At 69.7% G+C, this 18,935-nt stretch carries 14 protein-coding genes; all 14 read right to left on the bottom strand.

From position 1 onward, the window contains the following. Window positions 1-11 precede the first annotated feature (11 nt). Window positions 12-869, bottom strand: coding sequence for an EamA family transporter (locus AC3WQA_RS11410; protein WP_492675172.1), 858 nt, complete (start codon window positions 867-869; stop codon window positions 12-14). 349 nt (window positions 870-1,218) lie between these two features. Further along, window positions 1,219-2,010, bottom strand: a complete 792-nt coding sequence (locus AC3WQA_RS11405; RefSeq protein WP_492675171.1) for a MerR family transcriptional regulator — start codon at window positions 2,008-2,010, stop codon at window positions 1,219-1,221. A 69-nt stretch (window positions 2,011-2,079) separates the two neighbouring features. Next, window positions 2,080-2,850 (bottom strand): sulfite exporter TauE/SafE family protein, encoded by a 771-nt coding sequence (locus AC3WQA_RS11400; protein ID WP_492675170.1) that lies wholly within the window; start codon window positions 2,848-2,850, stop codon window positions 2,080-2,082. Next, window positions 2,847-3,272, bottom strand: coding sequence for a protein tyrosine phosphatase family protein (locus AC3WQA_RS11395; RefSeq protein WP_492675169.1), 426 nt, complete (start codon window positions 3,270-3,272; stop codon window positions 2,847-2,849). The genes AC3WQA_RS11400 and AC3WQA_RS11395 overlap by 4 nt, the downstream gene beginning before the upstream one ends. Next, window positions 3,269-4,216, bottom strand: coding sequence for a c-type cytochrome (locus AC3WQA_RS11390; RefSeq protein WP_492675168.1), 948 nt, complete (start codon window positions 4,214-4,216; stop codon window positions 3,269-3,271). The genes AC3WQA_RS11395 and AC3WQA_RS11390 overlap by 4 nt, the downstream gene beginning before the upstream one ends. Further along, entirely contained in the window at window positions 4,213-4,851 is a 639-nt protein-coding gene (locus tag AC3WQA_RS11385; RefSeq protein ID WP_492675167.1) for a c-type cytochrome, read from the bottom strand. Before AC3WQA_RS11385 ends, AC3WQA_RS11390 begins: the two co-directional genes overlap by 4 nt. 8 nt (window positions 4,852-4,859) lie before the next feature. Then, on the bottom strand, window positions 4,860-5,801 hold the full coding sequence (locus AC3WQA_RS11380; protein ID WP_492675166.1) for a molybdate ABC transporter substrate-binding protein: 942 nt from the start codon (window positions 5,799-5,801) through the stop codon (window positions 4,860-4,862). Window positions 5,802-5,983: 182 nt separating this feature from the next. Continuing rightward, complete coding sequence (locus AC3WQA_RS11375; protein ID WP_492675165.1) at window positions 5,984-6,532, bottom strand: DsrE family protein; 549 nt, start codon at window positions 6,530-6,532, stop codon at window positions 5,984-5,986. A gap of 131 nt (window positions 6,533-6,663) precedes the next feature. Beyond that, entirely contained in the window at window positions 6,664-8,118 is a 1,455-nt protein-coding gene (locus AC3WQA_RS11370; RefSeq protein ID WP_492675164.1) for an MFS transporter, read from the bottom strand. 181 nt (window positions 8,119-8,299) lie between these two features. Further along, complete coding sequence (locus AC3WQA_RS11365) at window positions 8,300-10,483, bottom strand: alpha-L-rhamnosidase-related protein (RefSeq protein WP_492675163.1); 2,184 nt, start codon at window positions 10,481-10,483, stop codon at window positions 8,300-8,302. A 483-nt stretch (window positions 10,484-10,966) separates the two neighbouring features. Continuing rightward, window positions 10,967-13,003 carry a glycoside hydrolase family 13 protein gene (locus AC3WQA_RS11360; RefSeq protein WP_492675162.1) on the bottom strand — a complete coding sequence of 679 codons (2,037 nt, stop codon included), beginning with the start codon at window positions 13,001-13,003 and terminating at the stop codon, window positions 10,967-10,969. A gap of 142 nt (window positions 13,004-13,145) precedes the next feature. After that, on the bottom strand, window positions 13,146-15,506 hold the full coding sequence (locus AC3WQA_RS11355; RefSeq protein ID WP_492675161.1) for a glycoside hydrolase family 31 protein: 2,361 nt from the start codon (window positions 15,504-15,506) through the stop codon (window positions 13,146-13,148). 173 nt (window positions 15,507-15,679) lie between these two features. After that, window positions 15,680-17,263: an alpha-amylase family glycosyl hydrolase gene (locus AC3WQA_RS11350; RefSeq protein WP_492675160.1), complete on the bottom strand. Its 1,584-nt coding sequence runs from the start codon at window positions 17,261-17,263 to the stop codon at window positions 15,680-15,682. Further along, a complete protein-coding gene (locus tag AC3WQA_RS11345; protein ID WP_492675159.1) occupies window positions 17,260-18,888 on the bottom strand; it encodes a tryptophan halogenase family protein in 1,629 nt (542 codons plus the stop codon). The genes AC3WQA_RS11350 and AC3WQA_RS11345 overlap by 4 nt, the downstream gene beginning before the upstream one ends. Between the last annotated feature and the right edge of the window lie 47 nt (window positions 18,889-18,935).

The following is an 18,935-nucleotide window of genomic DNA, read 5'->3' as shown; positions in this document are numbered from 1 at the left end:
CCGCCGCGCGATCACCCCCAGGCCAGCAGCGCCAACGCCGGCAGCGCCAGCGCGAGACCGGCGAGATTCGTGCGGCTGAGCCGCTCGCGGAACAGCAGCACGCCGGTAAGCGCGCCCAGCACCACCACGCCGAGATTCATGCCGGCGAACACCAGCGCCGGGTGCGCCGGCAAGGCGCGATGCGCGGCGAGGTAACAGCCGATGTTGCCGAAGTTGCACAGCCCCAGCAGCAGGCCGCCCAGCGCATGGCGCAAGCCGAAGCGCGCGCCGCCGCGCAAGGCGCGCAGCGCCGCCAGCGCGAAGGCCACCGCCAGCGCCAGCGCGAACATCGCCACGAGCGCGCTGCCCAGCGGCACGCCGGCCGCGGCCACGCGCTTGAACAGCACGTCGATGGCGCCGAAGCCGGCAAACACCGCGCCAGGCCACAGCCAGGGCGCCACCCCGCCTGCGCCACGCACGGGCGCCGATCGCCACACCATGCCCAGCAAGGCGGCAAGGCCGAGCGCGCAGCCCAGCGCCTTCGCCAGATCGAACCGCTCGCCGAACAACACGAAGGCCGCCAGCAGGGAAAGCAGCAGCGACAGACGCTGCGCCACCTCCGAACGCACGATGCCGGCATGCCGCACCGAGGCGCCCAGCGCGATAAAAATGGTGGGAAGCAGCACACCCAGCGCCAGCAGCGCCGGCCACGGTGCACCCGGCGCGCGCAGCGGCGCCAGCGCCGGTCGCAGCAGCCATGTCGCCAGCGCCAGCGCCGCCACGTAGTTCCACGCCACCATCTGGCCCACGTCCAGGCCGAAGCGCCGCGCCAGTTTCAGCAGCACCGACACCAGCACGCTGAAGACCGCGCTCGCCAGCACGTAGATCATCGGATCAGCCCGCCTGGCGGCAGGACGCGTGGTCGCTCCGCCCGCGGCATGCCGAAGCAGCCGCCATCCGGATGCAAGGTGAAGGGCATGGCGAATTCCTGCAGCAACAGCGTCGCGTCATTGTATGTGTCGCCCGGACCGGGGAGCCAGGCCGGTCATGCCGGTCGTGCGCGGTCATGCCGCTCCACCGACGCCCCTGGCTGCAGCAACTCCGGCATGGCGAAATGCCGCGCGATTGGAAGCACACCGCGCCACCCGCGCGAGAAGGAGCTCGACGAGAGATCGCCTTCTGCTTGCCAAGGCGCGTGGGCCACCGGGCGATTCGCTCGCGCGAACCGCCCGGCTCGTTTCACCGCTCGAACCTCAGCTTCGCTGCCCGCATCGCCTCACCCACGTACGCAAACATCGCCGGATCCATGCCCTGCCCTGCCATCGCCTGCGGTTCGGCGTGATAAGCCTCCCGCAGCTTGCCCGCGATGCCGGGGTCGCCCCCGCTGAACGCAGCGACCAGCGCATGCCAGCGACGCCCCATCTCGAGCACCGCCGGATCGGTGGCCGGCGTGCCGGCGTCCATCGCCGCGCGCACCTCGGCAATCAGCTGCGGCCACGCCTGTTCGTACCGGTGCATGTCCTCGCTGCCGTATTGCCCGGCACGCTCGCGCAGGCGCTCGCGCTCCTCGGGCGTGAAGTGCTTGCCGAGGATTTCCCCGCGCTGCTTGAACTCCGCCAGCTCGGCCTCGCTGAAATGCACATCAAGTTGCTCGCTCATCTGAATGCTCTCCAAGAGTTGTTCGACATTGGGTTGCGATGCCGTGTCCAGCCGCTGCCACGCCTGCTCCAGCGCGGCCAGTGCCGCCGACCTCGCCGCCACCTCGTGACGCAGGGTTGCGATGCGCGCCTCGATCAGCGCCGCTGCCGAGCCCTTGCGTTGCAGCAGCGCGCCGATCTCGGACAGGCTGAAGCCGGCATGTCGCAACACGCCGATTTCGGCCAGCCGCGCCAGCGACCTGGTGCCGTACAGGCGGTAGCCGCTGTCGGAACGCGCATCCGGCGTCAGCAGGCCGCGCGCCTCGTACAGACGCAGTGCCTTGGCCGACAGGCCGGTGCGTTTGGCGATCTGGCCAATGCGCAAAAGCTTCATGGTGGCGGTGGTTTTCGACATCGGACGAGGACACTAGGGCTTGCCCCTGGGGCAAGGTCAAGCCCTCGCTCAGACGTGCAGGTTGCGCACCAGCATGTAGACCGCCACCACCGAGATAGCGAGTGCGAACACGCGGTTCAGCGCGCCGCGCGTACGCGCGAGGCGCCGTGCGAGGCGCGCGCCCAGCCAGCCGCCGGCGATGCCGCCGGCCACGAACAGCGCCGCGACGCGCCAGTCGACCAGGTCCGAGGCGGCGTAGTTGATCGCGGTGGTGGTGGCGAACGCGCCGACCGCAACCAGCGAGCTGCCGATCGCGGTGATGATCTCCATGCCGCTGGCGAACATCAGCCCCGGCACGATCAGGAAGCCGCCGCCGATGCCGAAGAAGCCAGCCAGCGCGCCGGCGCCGAAGCCGGTGGCGCCCAGCCGCGGATACAGCCGCGGCTTCGGATAGCGGCTCTCCATGCCGCCGTGCCGGCCGCGCAGCATCAGCGCCGCCACCACCAGCATCAGCAGCGCGAACAGCGCGAGCAGATGGTGGCCATCCACGCGCTTGCCCAATGTGGAGCCAGCGAAGGCGCCCAGCACGCCGGTCACCGCGAACGCCAGCGCCGGGCGCCAGCGCACATGGCGGGCGCGCGCATGCGGCAGCAGGTTCGCAAACGCATTGGCGGCCACCGCCACCGCGCTGGTGCCGATGGCGAGGTGCGGGTCGGGCAGGCCCACCACGTAGAGCAGCATTGGCACGGCGAGGATGGAACCGCCGCCACCGATCAGCGCCAGCGAGAAACCCACCAGCGCGCCGCAGGCCAGCGCCAGCAGCTCGGGCGCCAGCATCACTGCGCCGCGCCGCGCTGCAGGACGGTGGCGTCCACCGTGTAACCCGCGTCGGCGGCAAGGCGGTCGATGTCGGCGGCATCCAGCGTGCCGGCCATCGCCAGCGCCCACAGGTGGATCGAGCGCGAGCCGCTGCGGCAGAACGCCAGCAGCGGCGCAGGCATGTCGCGCAGCGCCGCGGCGAACGCGGCCACGTCGGCATCGTGCCACTGACCGGAGACGACGGGCAGATGGCGCCAGGCGAGGCCGTGCGCCGCGGCGACTTGCGCGAGTGCGGCGCTGGTCGGCTGCCCCGCAACTTCGCCGTCGGGACGATTGCAGACAAGGCTGCGCCAGCCCTGCGCGGCGAGCGCGGCGAGGTCGTCCGCGGCGAGCTGGCCGGCCACGCCGAACGCGGGCGTGAGGCGATGCACGGGCGTGTTCACTTCGACGGCTCGCTGCCGAGCAGATGACCGTTCACCGTGGTGCCGTACAGCGACATCGCCGTGTCGTGGTACTTCGCGCGCGTGGCGGCGATGTCACCGGTGTAGCGCGGGTCCTGCGGGCGCTCGTGCGCGTCCATGAACATCGCCACGTCCCAGGCGTCCTGGTCGCTGAGCGTGCCGCCGCGACTGAACGGCATGTTGGCCTTGATGAAGGCGGCGGCGTTGTCGAGCTGGTGCATGCCCGCGCCCCAGTTGAAGGACTGCGCGCCCCACAGCGGTGGGAACACGTTGCGCCCAGCCACCTGCTGGCCCTGGCCATCCATGCCGTGGCACAGCGTGCAGTGCGTGGCGAACACCTGCGCACCGCGCGCATAGTCGGGCGGCTGCGGCGGCTTGAAGCCCTGCTTCGGGTAGCCCGCGCCGGCCAGCTTCGCGCCGGTGGGCGCGCCCTGTGCCATCCACCACGCATAGGTTTCCAGCGCCACGATCACGTCGCTGTCCAGCGGCGGCGCCTTGCCATTCATGCTGAAGCGGAAGCAGCCCTGCAGACGCTCGCCGAAGCTGTTCACGCGGCCGTTCTTCTTGCGGTATTGCGGGTACACGCCCCAGGCGCCCCACAGCGGCGCGGAGTTCGCGAGCCGGCCGGCGTCGAGGTGGCAGTTGCTGCAGCTGAGGCCGTTGCCCACATAGTCGCGCGCGTGCTGCGGCGTGTCGGTGAAGATGGCGCGGCCCAGGCGGATTTCGTCGCCCAGCGGGCCGCTGGGGATCGCCGACTCGGGTGGCGGCGTGAACGCGGGCGGCACCTTGGCCTTCGCCGACTCGCTCGCGGCTTTCGTCACGCTGGCGGTTGTCACCGGCTTCGCGGTGGCTGGCGCCTCGGGCGCCGGGTGCGTGCACGCGGCAAGCACCAGCGTACCAAGCAGCGCGAGCGAAACATGTTTCATGGCGTGCTCCCCTTGGCCGGCAGCGGCTGCGCGGCAAACCAGCCGGCCACGGCATCGATCTCCTGCGGCGTGAGCTGTTTGGCGACGTGCTGCATCAGCGCGAGCGGATCGTTGTGGCGCGTGCCCGCCCGCCAGGCGCGCAGCTGTGCCGCGATATAGGCCGCGCCCTGCCCGGCCAGCGGCGGGAAGTTCGCGCCCACGCCCACGCCGCCGGGCGCGTGGCATTGCACGCAGGCGGGCAAGTCGCGGCGCCAGTCGCCACGCGTGGCGAGCCGTTCGCCGCTGGTGGCGGTCGGCGTTGCGGTCGCCGCCAGCGTGGGCACCGGCAGCGCGCCGTAGAACTTCGCCATGGCCGCGCGCTCGTCTTCGCTCAGCGCACTCGCGTTCGGCTGCATCACCGGGTTCGCGCGCGTGCCATTGGCGAAGTCGTCGAGCTGGCGTTGCAGATAAGCGGCATCGAGCCCGGCGAGCCGCGGATAGCCGCTTGCCGCCATGCCGCCGCCGTCGACGCCATGGCAAGCCATGCAGGGTGCGGCGCCCTTGCCGTTGCCTTGCTGCGCGATGGTCGCGGCGTCGGTGGCGTGAACGGCCAGCGGCGCCAGCAGCAAGGCGCAGGCCCCAAGGAAATGCCGCATGGCGGGCCTCATGGCAGCGGCGGCTGGAAGCCGTACTTGCGGTAGATCGCCTGCGCCGTGGCGCTCTGCATGAAGGCGAGGAAATCCTTGGCCGCCTGCGGATGCGGCGCGGCCTTCAGGCGGGCAGCGGTGTAGGTGGCGGTGATGTTTTGCGCGGCGGGGATCGCCACGGTTTCCACCGGATGATGCAGGATCTGCTGCTGGAAGTACGCCTCGGTGGACCACACAGGCGCGGCATCCGACTCACCCTGCAACACACGCAGCGGCGACTGCCGGTGGTGGATGGTGGTGAGGAAGGTGCTGCCGTCCTGCACCTTGGTCACCATCACCGCATGGTCCAGCGCCTCGCCGCCGGCCTTGCGGTAGCCGGCCTCGATCTGCTTCGCGATGCCTTCCCAGTCGGGGTTGGGCATGCTCACGCGCACATCGGCGCGGCCGAGATCCTGCAGGCCTTCGATGTGCTTCGGGTTGCCCTTGGCGACCAGGATCGCCAGCGGATTGCGCGCGTAGTCGGCGCTGGCGGCGAACCAGTTGTGTGCCTTCTGCAGGCGTTCGAGCGCGCCCTTGCCGGCCGTAAAGACGTCCGGTTTCAGCGCGAGGCGCAGGTTGCCCATCACCAGCGCGCCGCTTTCGATCTGCCTGGCCAGGATGCCGGGCGGCAGGGTTTCCACGAACACGCGCTGGCAGGCCGGATGCGCCTGTTTGAAGGCCGCGACCAGGTCGTGCACCACCATGAACTGGTTGCCTGCAAAGAACACGGTGAGCTGCGGATCGACCACGTCGCCGTGCAGGTCGGCGATGGCGTCGAACGGCGGCACGCTGAATTGCAGGCCGTCCGGGGGCGGGTTCCACGGCGGCAGGAAGCCCTGCGCGGAAGGGGTGGCGGCCTGGGCGGCGGCGCAGAGGGCGCACAGCGCGAGGGCAGCCAGCCACGAACGGGTTTGCTTCATCGGTTTTCCCCAAGGCAGCTGCAGCGCAAGAGCGCTTGCTTGATGCTTGAAATGCGCGTCCTGCGCATTTCAAGCTCGCCAAGGCCGGCCTGCCGGCCCTGGCTCCGTTCGCGCAGGCGCGTACCGCGCCTGCGCGACGCCGGGCCATGCATGGCCCGGCGGCTGTCCTGCAACCCTTCGGGCTACATGGGCAGCAGTGCGTAGCCCTGCTGCTGCAGCTCGGTGACCGTGGTCAGCGCGGAGAGCGCCAGCGTGACGTGGCTGTCCTTCCATGCATAGTCGTAATGGTGCTCGGCCATCGCCTGGCCGCACACGGCCACGTCCACGCCCGCCTTGCGCAGCTGCTCGATCAGCGGCAGGTTGGGGTTCGCCACGCCATACAGTTTCTTGTACGCCGCGTCGTCGAGCGCGATGGCGGTGGCGCCACCGGCGGCGACCGCGACGAACTTCAGGTGATCGAGCGGCACGCCGGCCTGCGTGTAGAGGTTCACCGTGCGCGCTACGTGGTCGAGCGCGGCATTCACCATATCGGGCTTGGGCGCCTCGTGGGTGAGCAGGAACACCACCTTGTAGGTGGCCTGTCGGTCGGGCTGGTAGGCCGCCTGCGGCAGCGGGTGGATCTTGCCGGCGCCGTTGATGGTGGGCGTCTGCCAGAAGGCGGCATCGCCGGCCGTCGCGGCGGCGGGCAACAGGCCAAGGGCGAGCAAACCGATGAGTAGCGAACGTGGCATGACGGCCTCGCAACAGGCAATGACGGGGTTGTCGCCGGATGCTAGGCCCGGCGCTGTCGATAAGCCAAGGAAATTTTTATGATGATGTACATAAAGCGTCCTTATGCCAGCATCGGCCCGGGCGACACGCCCTATGCACGCACCCGCAAGGTGCACCATCCGGCCACGAACAGGCTGGCGCCGCCCAGCGCCAGCGCCCAGCTCGGGTCGTCGTGGAAGAACCACTTGAGCAGTACGCCGAGCACGCTGGCGGCGAGCAGCTGCGGGATCACGATGAAGAAATTGAAGATGCCCATGTAGACGCCCATCTTCGCCGCCGGCAGGTTGTCCGACAGCATCGCGTAGGGCAGCGAGAGGATCGAGGCCCAGGCGAAACCCACGCCCACCATGCCCGCGAGCAGCCAGTGCGGATCGCGCACCAGCACGAAGGAGGCCAGGCCCGCCGCGCCCAGCCACAGGTTGACGAGGTGGCTCCAGCGCAGGCCGATCGCGCGCACCAGCGGCGGGATCAACAGCGCGGCCAGCATACCCACGCCGTTGTAGGTGCCCATCAGCACGCCGGCCCAGTTGGCGCCCGCGTTGTAGGCCACCGAGGTGGTGTCGGTGGAGCCGAAGAAATGCCCGGCCACCGCCGGCGTGGTGTTGATCCACATGGCGAACATCGCGAACCAGGAGAAGAACTGCACCCAGTTGAGCCGGCGCATGGCCGGCGGCATCGCATACAGGTCGCCCATGATCTGGCGCAGCGCGCCCTGGCTGCGCGTGCGCGACAGCCACAGGAACAAGCCGCCGGCGGCGGCGAGGCCAAAGGCCAACAGATACAGCTCCGCGCGCAGGACGAGCTGGTGGATCAGCGCGGCGAAGACGACGCCGACGACGGCGAACAGCGCGCCGATCCGCCACGCGCCGGCCACGTCCGCGGGCGCGACATCGGGCGGATTGTCGGCGAAGGCGTGCAGCATCTCGGGCGGGTACTCGCGCGTGCGGGCGATCGTCCAGCCCATCGCGCCGAGCAGCACCGCCGCGCCGACGACGAAGGCGTACAGCACCGAGTGCGGCACCACGCCGGGCGGTGCGGTGTTGGCCACCCCGAAGCGGGTCAGCAGCCACGGCAGGAACGAGGCCACCACCGCGCCCACGCCGATCAGGAAACTCTGCATGGCGTAGCCCAGCGGGCGCTGGCGCGGCGGCAGCTGGTCGCCGACGAAGGCGCGGAACGGCTCCATCGCGACGTTGAAGGACGCATCCATGATCCACAGCAGGCCCGCGGCGACCCACAGCGTGGACGAGTTCGGCATCGCCAGCAGCGCCAGCGTGGCCAGCACCGCGCCGGCGAAGAAGTACGGCCGGCGTCGGCCGAAGCGCGTCCAGGTGCGATCCGACCAGTAGCCGATCAGCGGCTGCACGACGAGCCCGGTGAACGGCGCGGCGATCCACAGCACCGGGATCTGGTCCACGTTCGCGCCCAGCGTCTGGAAGATCCGGCTGACGTTGGCGTTCTGCAGCGCGAAGCCGAACTGGATGCCGAGGAAGCCGAAGCACATGTTCCAGATCTGCCAGAACGACAGCTCGGGTTTGCGGGTCATGGGGTGGTTCCTGGGCTCACGTGGCAGCGGGAATGGCCCTCTCCTCCGGGCAAGGCCCGGGGAAGAGGGTTGGGTGAGGGGGCGCTCTTCGCTTGTACGGAATGCTCAAGAGCATGGGCCCCCTCACCCCAGCCCTCTCCCCCCGACGGGGTAGCTGTCGGGGGAGAGGGAGTTGCCGGCATCACGGCGGGTTTTCCGTGCCCAGCGGCACGATGCGCAGCGCGCCGATGTCGGCGTCGTTCAACGCCCCGTCACTGCCGCCCGCGCCGCCGGTGTAGTGCGCGTTGCTCGCCAGCCCGCTCATGTTGAAGCCGTCCTGCAGCCCGAAGCTGCAATGCGCGCCCGCGGCCGCGCTGAACCGCGCCGTGGTGGAGAGTTGTTCACCGGTGCTGTGCGGCATCACCACCGGCACGCTCTGCACCGGACTGCCCTCGCAGCGGATGGCGACCTGCTTCACCGCGGCGGTGATGCCGGTGTTGATCGGGCCGTGGTCGTTGCGATAGCGCAGCGCCACCTGGTAGGTGCCGGCGGCAGGGGCCACCCAGCTGCGCGGCCAGGCGCCGTCGACCTGCACGAAGGGGCCTTCGCACTGCGGCGGGCCAGGCAGCGATTCCAGGCCGGCGGCGCCCGGCGTGGTGACGCTGAAGCACTGCAGCGCGGCCCGCGCCGGCACCGTGAGCGTGGCCTTGATGGCGCCCACGCGCACGCCGTTGACGTAGAGCACGCCGGGCGCCGCGCTGTGCACCTGCCATGCCGCGCCAGCGCGTGCCACGGTCGGCGCGGCGGGCGCCACCGGCGCGAACGGCGGCGCCTTGCCGCGCAGGGCGAGCGCGGGCACGCGGATGGCCTTGAGCCGCACCACGGTTTCCTCGCCCTGCTGGCTGCGCTGGTCGGCCACCAGCAGGTTGCCGTCGAGTTTGGCCGGGCGCACCAGGGTGATGCGCCGGCCCGGCCAGGCGAGGCTGATGCGTTCGCGCTGGCCGAACAGCATCGGCACCAGTTCGGTGGGCAGCTTGGGGTCGATACGGCCGTCGTCCTCGATGCCGAACACGCCCTCGCCCACCATCGAGAGGTAGGCCGCCACCGACCACAGCTGGCGCGGCGAATCCACCACCGGCCCGCTGAGCTTGCCGTCGTTGACGTGGGTGGCCTCGGTGGTGAGCTCGTAGTTCTCCATGTTGGAGCCGGCCAGCGCGGCGCCGCGCATGATCGAGGCGATCTCGAAGGCGATGTGCGCGGGGTCGTCGAGCTTGCGCGCGGCGCGCAGCGCGTAGGCGCTGACGAAGGGCCAGATCGCGCGGTTGTGGTAGATCGGCTGGTCGCTGCGTTCGGGCCAGATCACCGGGCTGCCGGAGGGCCACAGCGGGTAGGCCGCCAGCGCCTGGCGCGCACGCGCGTCGTCGGCCACACCGCTGCTGATCGCCAGCGCGATGCCGAGCAAGTCATAGGTGTCGTACGGCAAGCCGTCGCCGCCGATGTAGCTCATGTACAGGCCGCGGTCGGCGCGCCAGAAGCGCGCGTTGATGGCGTCCTTGAGCGCCGCCGCCTGCGCGCGGTAACTGTCGGCCCGCGCATCGTGGCGCGCCGCGGCCATCTGCGCGGCGAGCACGAGCGCCTGGTAGTGCAGCACGTTGGTGGAGAGCGCGTAGGACTGCGCGATCGGCACCACGTCGCTGGCCATCCACGCCGGGTAGCTCTGCTCGCGCCAGTCGAGGAAGGACGTCTCGCCGCGGTACAGGCCCATCGCCGGATCGAAGGCATAGGTGCGCTCCTGCGCCAGCGTGGCGGTGAGCGCCTGCCAGGTGGTGTCGACGAAGCCCGCGTCGTCCTGCAGGTGACGCGCGGCGAGGAACCAGGCCACGCGGTCGGTGGAAACCGGCCAGCTGCCGCCCGAGCCGGTGTCCTGCACCACGAACGGCCCCGGCGGCGTGCCCGCCACGCGGCTGGCGGAAAGCTTGAACGCAAGGCCGTTGCGCGCGCGCGCCGCATCGAAGCGCCACAGCCCCAGATCCACCGAATACGCCAGGTCGCGCGTCCACACGTACGGCCACTTCTCGCCCGTCTCGAAGCAATGGCAGGGGATCGGCTGGTCGTGGCCGTAGGCGCCGTCGCGCACGGCCTCCACCGAATCCAGCGCGAGGTCGTCCTGCGCCATCGCGTACAGGCCGTCGAACAAGGGGCTGGCGGTCTGCACGCCGTAGCGCGGCGGCGGGATCGTGCGGTCGCCGTGCGCCGCATGCAGCAGGTAGCCCTGCCCCTGCATTTCGATGCGGGCATGCTGGCCGCGCCATTGCAGTTGATCCTGCCAGAGCGGGCCGTGCGCGCCGGCGGTGAGCGCCAGCATCAGGCTGCCGAACAGGCTCATGGCGTGTCCTCCCCGTGGCCGGCACGCGGTTTGGCTGCATCGGCGATGATCGTCTTCATGTGTTTGCCCCTCGTTCCGGTCGCGGACCAGCGGCATCATGCGCTGCGCCCCCGTCTGCCCATCCCCGCCCGCCGTGGCCGGCTGGCCGCACGACGTGCACGCGGCCAACCCGTGCCAGTGTACGCAGATGGCCCGCGATCCGCGCCGGGTCGGCGTGCGCCGCGGCAGCCGGCCGGCGCCCGCCGCCGCTGAGAGGCTGTGATTTTTTCAGCCTCGAAGGCCGGCCACGGATGGCCGGACCTCGATCCATCACGCAAGTGATGGATCGGCGGAGGCGCGTACGGGCATGCACCGGACGCGCCGATGAAGATTTCCAAAGGACGTGGAAATCTTCACAGGCTCCGACACCTGCCGCGTCGCGCGGCAGGTGTCGTCCATGCGCGCGGCCATCCGTGGCCAGGCGCTTGCGGGATCCGTCGACTCTCATTGCGCCAGGATCACCCCGAAATGGCCTTGCACGCCGAGCGTGACCGCGCCGCCGCTCACCGTGTACTTGTGGCCGGTGAGCAGGTCGGTGAGCTGGCTGCCATCGGTCACGCTCAGCGGCCGCACTGGCACCGTCACGGTCTGCGTGCCGCCGGTGGCGTTCAGCACCACGGCGATGCGGTTGTTCTGGTCGAAGCGGCCGAACGCATAGATGTCGTGGCTGTCGTCGGTCAGCAACGTCATGAACGAGCCGGTGCGCAGCGCCGGATAGGCACGCCGGATGCCGATGAGCTGCTGGGTCAGCGCCACCGCGCTGTTGGTGGTGGTGGCCTGGCTCCAGTCGAAGCTGCGGCGGTTGTCCGGGTCGGCGCCGCCCTGCATGCCGTATTCGTCGCCGTAGTAGATGGTGGGCGTGCCGACGTAGGTCATCTGGAAGATCAGCGCGAGATAGGTCTTCCAGATGTCGCCGCCGCAGCGCGTGGCGAAGCGCGAGGTGTCGTGGCTGCCCAGGAAGTTGGTCATGGTCTGCTGCACGTCGGTCGGCAGGTCGGCGCGCGTGCCGTGCAGCCAGCTGTCGAGACTGCCCGGGGTCAACGAGGCGCTGTTGCCGCTTTCGTCCACGCCGCAGATCCACTCCGACACCGGCTGGGTGAAGCCGTTGTAGTTCATCGCGCCGTCCCACTCGGCGCCGTCGTCCAGCCAGGACGAGGCGTCGCCCCAGTACTCGCCGATGACGGTGGCGTTCGGGTTCGCCGATTTCACCGCCGCGCGCAGCTCCCGCATGATCTGGTGATTGGTGGCGTCGCTGCCGTTGTTGCCGCCGGCATCGAGGTACTGCGCCGCGTCCAGCCGCCAGCCGTCGATGCCGTAGGACGGCGCGAGATAGGTCTGCATCACCGAGCCGGCATTGGCGTAGATCTGGTTGCGTGTGGCCGAGCCGCTGGCGCCGTAGTCCAGCTTGGGCATGCTGGAGATGCCGAAGAAGGTGGAATAGCTGCCGGGCCAGTTCTGGAACGTGTAGTAGCTGTAGTACGGGCTGGACTGCGACTGGTCGGCGCCCTGCTGCGGGCAGGAGATCGTGCCGTAGCGCTGCGCACCGAACCAGCAGCTGCTGTCGCCGCTGTGGTTGAACACGCCGTCGAGGACGAGGTAGCCGCGCGGCCCGTTGCTGCTGCTGTGCACGTCGCCGATCAGCTGCTGCAGCGTGGCGTTGCTGCCGAAAGCGGGGTCGACGGTGTAGTAGTCGGCGGTGTCGTACTTGTGGTTGGTGGGCGAGGCGAAGATCGGGTTCAGGTAGATGATGTCCGCGCCCAGCGTGTTCTTGATGTAGCCCAGCTTCTGGTCGACGCCGGCCAGGTCGCCGCCGAAGAACACCTCGCTGTTGCAGCCGCTGACGTTGGCGGTGACGCCGGTGCCCCAGGCATGCTGCTCGGTGGCGCAGCCGGCGTAGGTGTACTGGCCGTTGGTGACGTCGTTGCTGGTGTCGCCGTTGTAGAAGCGGTCGGGGAAGACCTGGTACATCACGCCGTTCTTCATCCAGTCCGGCGTCTTGAAACCGGGAACGATGAAGAAGTCGCCGGACGAGGGTTCGCTGCCGGTGATGCCGGCCGCGTTGTACCAGGCGGTGGCGCTGCCGTCGTTGATCTGGAAGCGGTAGTACTTCTCCGACGCGCTGGCCGGGATGCTGCCCTGCCAGAGGTCGTAGGTGCCGGTGGCGTCGTTGGCCACCCAGTGCATCGCCACCCAATGGAACTGGCCGTCGGCGCTGTCGTAGTACTTGATGTTGGCGCTGGTGATGTCGCCCTTGAAGGTGCGGAAGGTGAGCGTCACCGGCGTACTCGCGGTGGGCTCGGCGGCGCTGTCGTACAGCGGTCCCTGGTCATGGAACAGGCCGGCCCATTCCACGTTGTTGTCGTTGCTGGCGGCGTGTGCGGCGGTGCTCCACAGCGAGGCGCCGGACCAGGCCAGCGCCAGGCACAGGGCGAGCGGCAGCCTGCGCAGGGCGTGGCGCGCGCGCTTCATCGGATGCTTCATCGAAACCCCTCCCGGATCGAACTGGACGCAGGCCGCCACGCTGGCCGGCGCCCAGGGCCGGCATCTCCTCGCGTGGCGGCAATGGCCATACCTGGCAGCGGACATCCGTGTGCGGCGCGCCTCCGGCGCACCACACCCCTGTTCAGTGGACGGCGGCGGCGCGCAGCGTGACGTTGCGCGCCCCGCCCGCATCGAGCTTCAGCACGGTGAGCGTCCCGTAGCGGTCGCTGGCCGTGCTCCAGCCTTCGCCGTCGGCGGCTTCCAGCTCTGCCGGCGTGGCGTAGTGCCTGAGCGAACCGTCGACGGCCGTCGCGGCAAGGCCGTGCACACGCACCAGATAGCCGCGCAGCGCGGGGCGGTAGCTGCCCTCGGGCGCCGCGAGGCTGAAGCTCACGGTGTCGCCGCTGCGCTGCGTGGCGAGGCGCTGCAGGTAATAGGCGCCGTGCTGGTAGTCGTAGCTTTCGCCATCGTCGTCGTAATAGTCGAAGTGCGTGGGCTGGGCTGCCGGGAACACGTCCACGTGCAGCGCGGTCACCGGATGCGCGCCCACGTGATCCATCACCGGCGCCGTGGGGATGATCGCGCCCTCGCGCACGAACAGCGGGATGTCGCGCCAGTTCGTCGCGTCCACCGGGATGGTGATGGTCTGGCCGCCCGTGTAGAGCTTGCCGCTGGCCCAGTCCGTCCACGTGCCCGCGGGCAGGTAGATGCGCTTCGCGGTCTGGCCTTGCTCGACCACCGGCGACACCAGCAGCCAGTCGCCGAACAGCCAGGCGTCCACGTCGTTGCGCGCGTTCGCGTCCTGCGGCCAGACGAAGCTGAGCGGCTGCACCAGACCCACGCCCTGCGTGCTGGCGCGATGCTGATAGCTGTAGATGTAGGGCATGAGCGCGTAGCGCAGGCGGATCGCGCGCGCGGCGGCGGCCTCGGCCACCGGGCCGTACTTCCACGGCTGGCGTTTTTCGTTCAACTCGCCGTGCACGCGGAAGATCGGCGTGAACGCGCCGAACTCGATCCAGCGCGCGTAGTTCTCGTCGGTGGGATGGCCGTGGAAGCCGCCGCCATCCATGCCCCACTGCATCTCGCCCACGTCGATCGCCGAGAGCATGCGTACGCGCTGGCCGGCCATGCTGGCCCAGCCGGTGGCGATGTCGCCCGACCACAGGCCGTAGGCGTAGCGCTGCGCGCCGAGCCAGAAGTCGCGGTTGATCGACCACACGCGCAGCTTCGAGTGCGCGCGCTGGCCGTCATACGTGGCGCGCTGCATGTTGAGGAACTGGGTGTTGCTCTGGGTGGTGTCGGCCTCGTCGTTCCACCAGCCGACGATGCCGGTGTCGAAGCTGTGCGCGAGCTGCGGGTTGAACCACCACGCGCGCGCCGCCGGCTGGTCGAAGTCGATGTCCTTCACCGGCAGGTGTGAGAAGTAGTCGGGGCTGGCCTTCTCGCCGGGCAGCCACAGGCCCTGCGCGGTGGCGTAGCGGCCTTCCACGGTGTCCACGTGCACGCGCGGCTTCATGATGCCGGTCATGTGCACGCCGAGTGCGTCCATGTCGGCCTTCAGCTTGCCGGTCGGGCCGTCGGGAAACTTCACCGGGTTCCAGCGGAACTCGCCCCAGTCCTTGCCCCAGTCCTTCCAGTCGAAGTCGAAGGTGAAGGCGTCGAGCGGGATGTGCTTGGCGCGGTAGCTGGCGACGATGTCGCGGAATTCCTTCTCGTCGATGCCCCACTGGCTGTTGATGAAGCCGTTCGCCCATTTCGGGAACAGCGGCGCGTGGCCGCTGAGATCGGCCAGTTCGCCGAACAGCTCGGCAGGCGTACCGGCGAGCAGGTAGTAGTCGGCGTCGGGCCGTGCGAACTGGTCGATGGCGATGTGGCCGCGCGCGAGGTCGAAGTCCGCGCCGTCGCAGTTCACCAGCACGCCATAACCGGCGGTGCTCCACACAAAGGGCGCGCCGGCGTGGCCCTGCTCGCCGGCCTTCGCCACCTGTTTGCCGGTGCGCAGCAGGCCGGCGCGGACATCCTTCGTGAAGGCGTCGTAGCCGCCGATGCCGTACAGCGCGTCGCCGGGGGCGTGGTCCAGCACGATGCGACCCTTGGCGAGCGCGGCGAGGTCGGCCTGTTGCAGCAGCGGGTGGCCGTGCGCGTCGCTCACGGCGAGCTTGCCGCTGCGCTTGTCGAACGTGGCGACGAGGCGATCCGAGCGCAGTGTCAGCGTGTCGCCGCCCTGCTGCAGCTGCGGCTGGAACGCGGTGGTATCGGGATGCGGCGCCATCACCAGGCCGGCGGGCGTGGCGCCGGTCTTTGGCAGGTAATGCACATGCAGCACGCCGGGTGCGATCAATTGCATCGTGACCGAACCGTCGCCCAGCGCGAGCGTCAGGCCGTTGCTGCTCACGCTTTGCACGGGTGCCGGGGTGGCGTCGGGTGCGGCCAGCGCGACCGGAGCGAGGCCCAGGCCCAGCAGCACGGTGAGTGCGAGCGCGTGCAGTTTCGGTGTCGTCATTGTGCGTTTCCTTGGGGATTCAGCGGGGTTTTGACGATGCCGTCGGCGCCTCGCCGTTCGCCCTGAGCGTCGGCCCACAGGGCCAGAGTCGAAGGGCAGTCTCGCGGATGCTTCGACTCCGGCCCTGCGGGCCGACGCTCAGCATGAACGGAGTCTCTGGCGGCATGTCGTCGTCAATCGGAATTCAGGATCGCGCTGCCGTAGGCGGGCAGTTGCAGCTTGCCGTCGGCGATGCGGGTATCGGGCAGGCTGTGCTTGAGCAGCTTGCGGAAGCGCTGCGCGGGCAGTGCCACCGTCTGCTTCTGGCCCGAGAGGTTGTGCAGCACCAGCACGTCGCCGTGCGCATCGTCCAGCTCCCACGCGGCGACTTGCGCACCGGCTTGACGCCAGTTGCGCAGCACGCCGTCGCGCAGCGCGGGGACATCGCGGCGCCAGTGGATCAGCATGCGATACCAGTTCAGCAGCGAGGCGGGATCGGCCTGCTCGGCCTCGACCGACACCGCCGGGCCGTCGCCCGCGCTCCAGCCTTCCCACGTGGTTTCGCCATCACCCTTGCCGGCGCGATACCAGCGCATCGGTTCGCGCAGTTGCGGGTCGGGCTTCCCGCCGCGCATGCCGAGCTCCTCGCCGTAGTAGACGAAGGGATGGCCGGGCAGCGTGAGCAGCATCGCGGCAGCGGTGCGCATGTGCGCGGGATTGTCGGCCAGCTGGCTCATCACGCGTTCCTGGTCGTGGTTGGACAGGAAGGGCGCGTCGTCGAAGCGACCTTGCGCGGCGGCGCGGTAGGCGTCGCTCATGCGCTGCAGCGTGGCGCCGAGGTCGCGGTCGCGCTCTTCCTTCGCGCTGTCGATCAGCCGCGTGGCCAGCGGAAAGTTGAACACCGCGTCCAGCGCGCCCAGCCACGGCACCAACTCGTCGGGGTTGTGCCGCGCCACCTCGCCGACCAGCCAGGCCTGCGGGTTCGAGCGGTCGATGCCCTGGTGGAATTCGCGCCACCAGGCGAGGTTCTCCTTGAGCGCGAGCGGGCTGTCCACGTCGGTTTCGCTGTCGTCGTAGATGTGCTGCGCGGCGTCGAGGCGGAAGCCGTCCACGCCCTTGTCCAGCCAGAAGCGGCCCACCTTCACCATCGCGGCGCGCACGGCGGGGTTGTCGTAGTCGAGGTCGGGCATCTCGGCGGTGAACACGCCGAGATAGTGTTGTTTTGAAGCCGGCTGCCCACCAGCCGCCGCATGCCACAGCGGGCCGCCGGTGGCGCTGACCTGCTTGAGATCGGTGGCGGGTGTGGCCCAGCTGTACCAGCCGTGGTACGGGCTGCGCGGGTTCTGCGCGGCCTTGAACCACGGCGACTGGTCGCTGCTGTGGTTGATGACCAGATCCAGCACCACCTTGATGCCGCGCTGGTGCGCTTCCTTCACCAGGCGCTCGAAGTCGGCCATCGTGCCGTACTGCGGGTTGATCGCCTCGTAGTCGGTGATGTCGTAGCCGTGGTAGCTGGGCGAGGGGTTGATCGGCATCAGCCAGATGCCGTCCACGCCCAGCGATTTCAGGTAGTCGAGCTTCGCGGTGACACCGTTCAAGTCACCCACGCCATCGCCATTGGTGTCGACCCAGCTGCGCACGAAGATCTCGTAGTAGGTGTCGGAGGGTGCTGGCGCCGTGGCCGTGGTGGGCGCGGTGGCGGACGCGGCGCAGGCGCCGGGCGCGGCCAGCAGGGCGGCAGCGAGCAGGTGGGCGAGTCGCAGCAGTCGGGGCGTCATGAAGCCTCCATCACGGTCGCGGGTGCGGGCGTGCTGCAGTAGCGTCCCACGTAGTCGCGGTGCGCGGGCAGCGCGTTCGCCGTGCGGCCGACCAGGGTGCGGATGTCGGCGAGGAACTGGTCGAGCTTGCGCGCATCGAGTTCGTCGGCCAGCGGATGGTGGCTGGCCGGTTCGATGCCCTGCCCCAGCAGCACCTGCAGCCAGCCGGTCTCGGTGAACAGCTCCTCGCCGTCGCGGAAGATCAGCCCGCTGCGGCGGAACAGTTCGATGCGGCGGGCCAGCGCCGCGGGAATCTCCATCGCGCCGCAGCGCTGCCAGAACGGCGTGTCGGTGCGTTCGGTGGCCTTGTAGTGCAGGATCAGGAAATCGCGCACGCGCTCGTACTCGAAGCGTGTCTGGCGGTTGTATTCGTCCACCAGCGCGGCATCGCAATGGCGGTCGGGGAACATCGCCAGCAGCCGGTTCACGCCCGTCTGCACCAGATGAATGCTGGTCGATTCCAGCGGCTCCATGAAGCCGGCGGCGAGGCCCAGCGCGAGGCAATTGCCCTTCCACGCCAGCTTGCGCATGCCGGTGACGAAGCGCAGCGGACGCGGATCGCCCAGCGCTTCGGTTTCCAGGTTCGCCAGCAGTTGCGCGGCGGCCTCGTCGTCGCTGATGAACTGGCTGCAATACACGTGGCCGTTGCCGGTGCGGTTTTGCAGCGGGATGCGCCACTGCCAGCCGGCGCTGCGCGCGCTGGCCTGCGTATAGGGGCGCATCAAACCGCCCGGCGCACTGCCCACGGCCAGCGCGCGGTCGCACGGCAGCCAGTGCTGCCAGTTTTCGTAGCCGGCCTTGAGCGCGCCTTCGATCAGCAGGCCATGGAAGCCGGAGCAGTCGATGAAGAAATCGCCCTCCACCGCATCGCCGTTGTCCAGCTTCAGCGATTCGATGAAGCCGTCGTGCGCGCGCAGGCGCACGTCCACCACCTTGCCCTCGATGCGCTCGACCACGCCGGGCGCGATGCGCTGGCGCAGGTACTGGCCGTAGAGCGCGGCGTCGAAATGGTAGGCGTAGCGGAGGCCGCCCAGCGGGCTGTTCGGCACCGCGTCGATGCGCGCGAAGCGGTTCTGCGCGGCGGCGGCGGCGTTCAGCGAATACGCCCACAAGTCCGGCGCGCCGGGCTGTCCGCGGCTGGCCGCTCCTGCGCATTCGGCAACTGCTCCCGGCATGGCTCTATCTCCGGCATCCCTGCCGTCGCCTGCGTTCGCGGCACGGGTGCGTCCCTGCACGGCGCGCAGCCAGTAATGGTGGAACGGCGACAGCCCCAGCGGCAGGCCGAGGTCGCCGAAGGCATGGAGATAGGACTCGCCCACGCGGGTGAAGTCGTTGAGCTGCACGCCGAGCTTGAAGGTGCCGTGCACGGCACGCAACATGTCGTCCTCGTCGATGCCGAGGAAGCGGTTGACGTGCTGGATCTGCGGGATGGTCGCCTCGCCCACGCCGACGGTGCCGATCGTCGCCGATTCCACCACCTTGATCGTGATCTGCTCGCCCAGCGCACGCGCCAGCAGCGCCGCCGCCAGCCAGCCGGCGGTGCCGCCGCCGAGGATCACCACATGCCGTATGCGCGAGTCGTTCATGTCGTCACCGTGGAAAAAAAGCCCCCGCCGGTTTGCACGCAGCGGGG

The sequence above is a fragment of the Rhodanobacter sp. FW106-PBR-R2A-2-24 genome, from assembly GCF_058789615.1.
Note: the sequence above shows the minus strand (reverse complement) of the source record. Positions and strands in the feature narration are given on the sequence as shown.

Bases quoted from the DNA above. Each gene is read 5' to 3' on its own strand.
- AC3WQA_RS11410 (WP_492675172.1), bottom strand. From the start codon at position 869: ATGATCTACGTGCTGGCGAGCGCGGTCTTCAGCGTGCTGGTGTCGGTG.
- AC3WQA_RS11405 (WP_492675171.1), bottom strand. From the start codon at position 2,010: ATGAAGCTTTTGCGCATTGGCCAGATCGCCAAACGCACCGGCCTGTCG.
- AC3WQA_RS11390 (WP_492675168.1), bottom strand. From the start codon at position 4,216: ATGAAACATGTTTCGCTCGCGCTGCTTGGTACGCTGGTGCTTGCCGCG.
- AC3WQA_RS11385 (WP_492675167.1), bottom strand. From the start codon at position 4,851: ATGCGGCATTTCCTTGGGGCCTGCGCCTTGCTGCTGGCGCCGCTGGCC.
- AC3WQA_RS11380 (WP_492675166.1), bottom strand. From the start codon at position 5,801: ATGAAGCAAACCCGTTCGTGGCTGGCTGCCCTCGCGCTGTGCGCCCTC.
- AC3WQA_RS11375 (WP_492675165.1), bottom strand. From the start codon at position 6,532: ATGCCACGTTCGCTACTCATCGGTTTGCTCGCCCTTGGCCTGTTGCCC.
- AC3WQA_RS11370 (WP_492675164.1), bottom strand. From the start codon at position 8,118: ATGACCCGCAAACCCGAGCTGTCGTTCTGGCAGATCTGGAACATGTGC.
- AC3WQA_RS11365 (WP_492675163.1), bottom strand. From the start codon at position 10,483: ATGAGCCTGTTCGGCAGCCTGATGCTGGCGCTCACCGCCGGCGCGCAC.
- AC3WQA_RS11360 (WP_492675162.1), bottom strand. From the start codon at position 13,003: ATGAAGCATCCGATGAAGCGCGCGCGCCACGCCCTGCGCAGGCTGCCG.
- AC3WQA_RS11355 (WP_492675161.1), bottom strand. From the start codon at position 15,506: ATGACGACACCGAAACTGCACGCGCTCGCACTCACCGTGCTGCTGGGC.
- AC3WQA_RS11350 (WP_492675160.1), bottom strand. From the start codon at position 17,263: ATGACGCCCCGACTGCTGCGACTCGCCCACCTGCTCGCTGCCGCCCTG.
- AC3WQA_RS11345 (WP_492675159.1), bottom strand. From the start codon at position 18,888: ATGAACGACTCGCGCATACGGCATGTGGTGATCCTCGGCGGCGGCACC.